Genomic DNA, 5,238 nt, shown 5'->3' on the forward strand with positions numbered 1-5,238 from the left:
TCTGGATTAGTGGCGAACGGGTGAGTAACACGTGAGCAATCTGCCCCTGACTCTGGGATAAGCGCTGGAAACGGCGTCTAATACCGGATACGAGCCGAGCAGGCATCTGCAGCGGCTGGAAAGAACTTCGGTCAGGGATGAGCTCGCGGCCTATCAGCTAGTTGGTGAGGTAATGGCTCACCAAGGCGACGACGGGTAGCCGGCCTGAGAGGGTGACCGGCCACACTGGGACTGAGACACGGCCCAGACTCCTACGGGAGGCAGCAGTGGGGAATATTGCACAATGGGCGCAAGCCTGATGCAGCAACGCCGCGTGAGGGACGAAGGCCTTCGGGTTGTAAACCTCTTTTAGCAGGGAAGAAGCGAAAGTGACGGTACCTGCAGAAAAAGCACCGGCTAACTACGTGCCAGCAGCCGCGGTAATACGTAGGGTGCGAGCGTTATCCGGAATTATTGGGCGTAAAGAGCTCGTAGGCGGTCTGTCGCGTCTGCTGTGAAATCCCGAGGCTCAACCTCGGGCTTGCAGTGGGTACGGGCAGACTAGAGTGCGGTAGGGGAGATTGGAATTCCTGGTGTAGCGGTGGAATGCGCAGATATCAGGAGGAACACCGATGGCGAAGGCAGATCTCTGGGCCGTTACTGACGCTGAGGAGCGAAAGCGTGGGGAGCAAACAGGCTTAGATACCCTGGTAGTCCACGCCGTAAACGTTGGGAACTAGATGTGGGGACCATTCCACGGTCTCCGTGTCGTAGCTAACGCATTAAGTTCCCCGCCTGGGGAGTACGGCCGCAAGGCTAAAACTCAAAGGAATTGACGGGGGCCCGCACAAGCGGCGGAGCATGCGGATTAATTCGATGCAACGCGAAGAACCTTACCAAGGCTTGACATATACGAGAACGCACTGGAGACAGTGAACTCTTTGGACACTCGTAAACAGGTGGTGCATGGTTGTCGTCAGCTCGTGTCGTGAGATGTTGGGTTAAGTCCCGCAACGAGCGCAACCCTCGTCCTATGTTGCCAGCACGTAATGGTGGGAACTCATGGGATACTGCCGGGGTCAACTCGGAGGAAGGTGGGGATGAGGTCAAATCATCATGCCCCTTATGTCTTGGGCTTCACGCATGCTACAATGGCCGGTACAATGGGCTGCGATACCGTAAGGTGGAGCGAATCCCAAAAAGCCGGTCTCAGTTCGGATTGAGGTCTGCAACTCGACCTCATGAAGTCGGAGTCGCTAGTAATCGCAGATCAGCAACGCTGCGGTGAATACGTTCCCGGGCCTTGTACACACCGCCCGTCAAGTCATGAAAGTCGGTAACACCCGAAGCCGGTGGCCTAACCCTTGTGGAGGGAGCCGTCGAAGGTGGGATCGGTAATTAGGACTAAGTCGTAACAAGGTAGCCGTACCGGAAGGTGCGGCTGGATCACCTCCTTTCTAAGGAGCTTTCTGGTCGGGTACACCGATCCAGGGCCACTTCGGTCGCGAATGTCGACCGGTGGTCGCTCAAGGGTGGAACATTGACATTGGCGCTCCTCGAGCGCTGCTGCTTTCTAGTACGGCCGGCTTGCCGGCAAGGAACGAAGGCGCAGCTCGACGGGGGCGCATGCACGCTGTTGGGTCCTGAGGGACCGGACGCAGTCGCTTCGGCGGCTACGGACAGACCCTCGGACCGGCATGAGGCGATCGAGATCGATCGTGGAGTGGCGGGACCGACCGTATGTTGAGAACTACACAGTGGACGCGAGCATCTTAGAGCTCTGGACGTTTTCGTCCAGATGTTCTGATCAAAATTATTTGGTGCACCTGCTTGTCAGGTGCTTCCGATAACCAACAATACTCATGTTGTGATCAAGTCTTTAAGAGCAAACGGTGGATGCCTTGGCATCTGGAGCCGATGAAGGACGTAGTAATCTGCGATAAGCCTCGGGGAGCTGATAAACGAGCCTCGATCCGAGGATTTCCGAATGGGGAAACCCCGCTGGGCGGCGTGCCGACCCAGTGACTCCCGCCTGAATATATAGGGCGGGTAGAGGGAACGTGGGGAAGTGAAACATCTCAGTACCCACAGGAAGAGAAAACAACCGTGATTCCGTTAGTAGTGGCGAGCGAAACCGGAAGAGGCCAAACCGATCATGTGTGATAGCCGGCAGGCGTTGCATGGTCGGGGTAGCGGGACCCTTCAGTCGATCTGCCGATCGACAAGCATTACAGCGCGACATAGACGAAGAGCTTGGAAAGGCTCACCACAGACGGTGACAGTCCGGTAGTCGAAATGTCGTAATGGTGCGAGGGGGATCCCAAGTAGCACGGGGCCCGAGAAATCCCGTGTGAATCAGCCAGGACCACCTGGTAAGCCTAAATACTCCCAGATGACCGATAGCGGACAAGTACCGTGAGGGAAAGGTGAAAAGTACCCCGGGAGGGGAGTGAAATAGTACCTGAAACCGTTTGCTTACAAACCGTCGGAGCAGCCCTGGTAGCTGTGACGGCGTGCCTTTTGAAGAATGAGCCTGCGAGTTAGCGATATGTGGCGAGGTTAACCCGAGTGGGGTAGCCGTAGCGAAAGCGAGTCTGAATAGGGCGATTCAGTCGCATGTCCTAGACCCGAAGCGAAGTGATCTATCCATGGCCAGGTTGAAGCGAGGGTAAGACCTCGTGGAGGACCGAACCCACTTAGGTTGAAAACTGAGGGGATGAGCTGTGGATAGGGGTGAAAGGCCAATCAAACTTCGTGATAGCTGGTTCTCTCCGAAATGCATTTAGGTGCAGCGTTGCGTGTTTCTTGCCGGAGGTAGAGCTACTGGATGGCCGATGGGCCCCAAAAGGTTACTGACGTCAGCCAAACTCCGAATGCCGGTAAGTGAGAGCGCAGCAGTGAGACTGTGGGGGATAAGCTTCATAGTCGAGAGGGAAACAACCCAGACCATCAACTAAGGTCCCTAAGCGTGTGCTAAGTGGAAAAGGATGTCGAGTTGCTTAGACAACCAGGAGGTTGGCTTAGAAGCAGCCACCCTTGAAAGAGTGCGTAATAGCTCACTGGTCAAGTGATTCGGCGCCGACAATGTAACGGGGCTCAAGCACACCACCGAAGTTATGGGATTCGCGCAACAGCTCGGCAGCCACTTGATGGCTGTCCAGGCGTGCGGATCGGTAGGAGAGCGTCGTGCAGCGAGCGAAGCGGCGGTGGAAACCAGCCGTGGATGCTGCACGAGTGAGAATGCAGGCATGAGTAGCGAAAGACATGTGAGAAACATGTCCTCCGAAAGACCAAGGGTTCCAGGGTCAAGCTAATCTTCCCTGGGTAAGCCGGGACCTAAGGCGAGGCCGACAGGCGTAGTCGATGGACAGCAGGTTGATATTCCTGCGCTGGCGAAGAACCGCCCAAGTCAATCCAGTGGTGCTAAGAGTCCGAATTCTTGGAACCGATCCCTTCGGGGTGACGTTCCTTGAGCTAGCACTCGACCCCATGCTGGTGCGGCTAGCGTATTAACAGGTGTGACGCAGGAAGGTAGTCGAACCGGGCCGATGGTTGAGTCCGGGCAAGGTCGTAGGGGTGAAGATAGGCAAATCCGTCTTCTCTATTCCCCGAGAGCCGATGCCGAACCCTAGAGGGAAGTCGACGATCCTATGCTGCCGAGAAAAGCATCGACGCGAGGTTCAAGTCACCCGTACCCCAAACCGACTCAGGTGGTCAGGTAGAGAATACTAAGGAGATCGAGAGAATCGTGGTTAAGGAACTCGGCAAAATGCCCCCGTAACTTCGGGAGAAGGGGGGCCTGAGGCGTGATGGGACTTGCTCCCTGAGCGTTTGACGGCCGCAGAGACCAGTGGGAAGCGACTGTTTACTAAAAACACAGGTCCGTGCCAAGTCGCAAGACGATGTATACGGACTGACGCCTGCCCGGTGCTGGAAGGTTAAGAGGAGGGGTTAGCGCAAGCGAAGCTCTGAATTTAAGCCCCAGTAAACGGCGGTGGTAACTATAACCATCCTAAGGTAGCGAAATTCCTTGTCGGGTAAGTTCCGACCTGCACGAATGGCGTAACGACTTCCCAGCTGTCTCAACCGCGAACTCGGCGAAATTGCACTACGAGTAAAGATGCTCGTTACGCGCAGAAGGACGGAAAGACCCCGTGACCTTTACTATAGTTTGGTATTGGTGTTCGGCGTGACTTGTGTAGGATAGGTGGGAGACTGTGAAGCTTGGACGCTAGTTCAGGTGGAGTCGCCGTTGAAATACCACTCTGGTCACTCTGGACATCTAACTTAGAACCGTGATCCGGTTCAGGGACAGTGCCTGATGGGTAGTTTAACTGGGGCGGTTGCCTCCCAAAAAGTAACGGAGGCGCCCAAAGGTTCCCTCAACCTGGTTGGCAATCAGGTGTCGAGTGTAAGTGCACAAGGGAGCTTGACTGTGACAGTGACAACTGGAGCAGGGACGAAAGTCGGGACTAGTGATCCGGCAGTGGCTTGTGGAAGCGCTGTCGCTCAACGGATAAAAGGTACCTCGGGGATAACAGGCTGATCTTGCCCAAGAGTCCATATCGACGGCATGGTTTGGCACCTCGATGTCGGCTCGTCGCATCCTGGGGCTGGAGTAGGTCCCAAGGGTTGGGCTGTTCGCCCATTAAAGCGGCACGCGAGCTGGGTTTAGAACGTCGTGAGACAGTTCGGTCCCTATCCTCTGTGCGCGTAGGAAGTTTGAGAGGATCTGACCCTAGTACGAGAGGACCGGGTTGGACGAACCTCTGGTGTGTCAGTTGTTCCGCCAGGAGCACCGCTGATTAGCTACGTTCGGGATGGATAACCGCTGAAAGCATCTAAGCGGGAAGCCGGCCTCAAGATGAGACTTCCATGCCTTCGGGCGAGAGGCCCCCAGCCAGACGACTGGGTTGATAGGCCGGATGTGGAAGCGGGGACTAACGACCCGTGGAGCTGACCGGTACTAATAGGCCGATGACTTGATAACTCATCACATGATTGTTGTGATGCTTGCGTCCACTTTGTGGTTCTCGATGGACGGTCGAGAACAGGAATCCGCTAGGATTTCGACTGAAACATCAATAGTGTTTCGGCGGCCATAGCGTGAGGGAAACGCCCGGTTACATTCCGAACCCGGAAGCTAAGCCTCACAGCGCCGATGGTACTGCAGGGGGGACCCTGTGGGAGAGTAGGACACCGCCGGACTTCTTTTCGAAAGGGGCCCCAGCCATGACGCTGGGGCCCCTTTTCGCTTTT

General features: G+C 55.8%; 3 rRNA genes. All 3 read left to right on the top strand.

Features of this window, described 5'->3' with window-relative positions:
• A 16S ribosomal RNA gene (locus FS793_RS15810) occupies positions 1-1,436 on the top strand; the annotation flags it as partial.
• Positions 1,437-1,848: 412 nt separating this feature from the next.
• Positions 1,849-4,969 (top strand): 23S ribosomal RNA (locus FS793_RS15815).
• A gap of 101 nt (positions 4,970-5,070) precedes the next feature.
• A 5S ribosomal RNA gene (gene rrf / locus FS793_RS15820) occupies positions 5,071-5,187 on the top strand.
• Positions 5,188-5,238: the final 51 nt, after the last annotated feature.

Source organism: Agrococcus jejuensis (assembly GCF_007679035.1).
Classification (GTDB): Bacteria; Actinomycetota; Actinomycetes; order Actinomycetales; family Microbacteriaceae; genus Agrococcus; species Agrococcus jejuensis_A.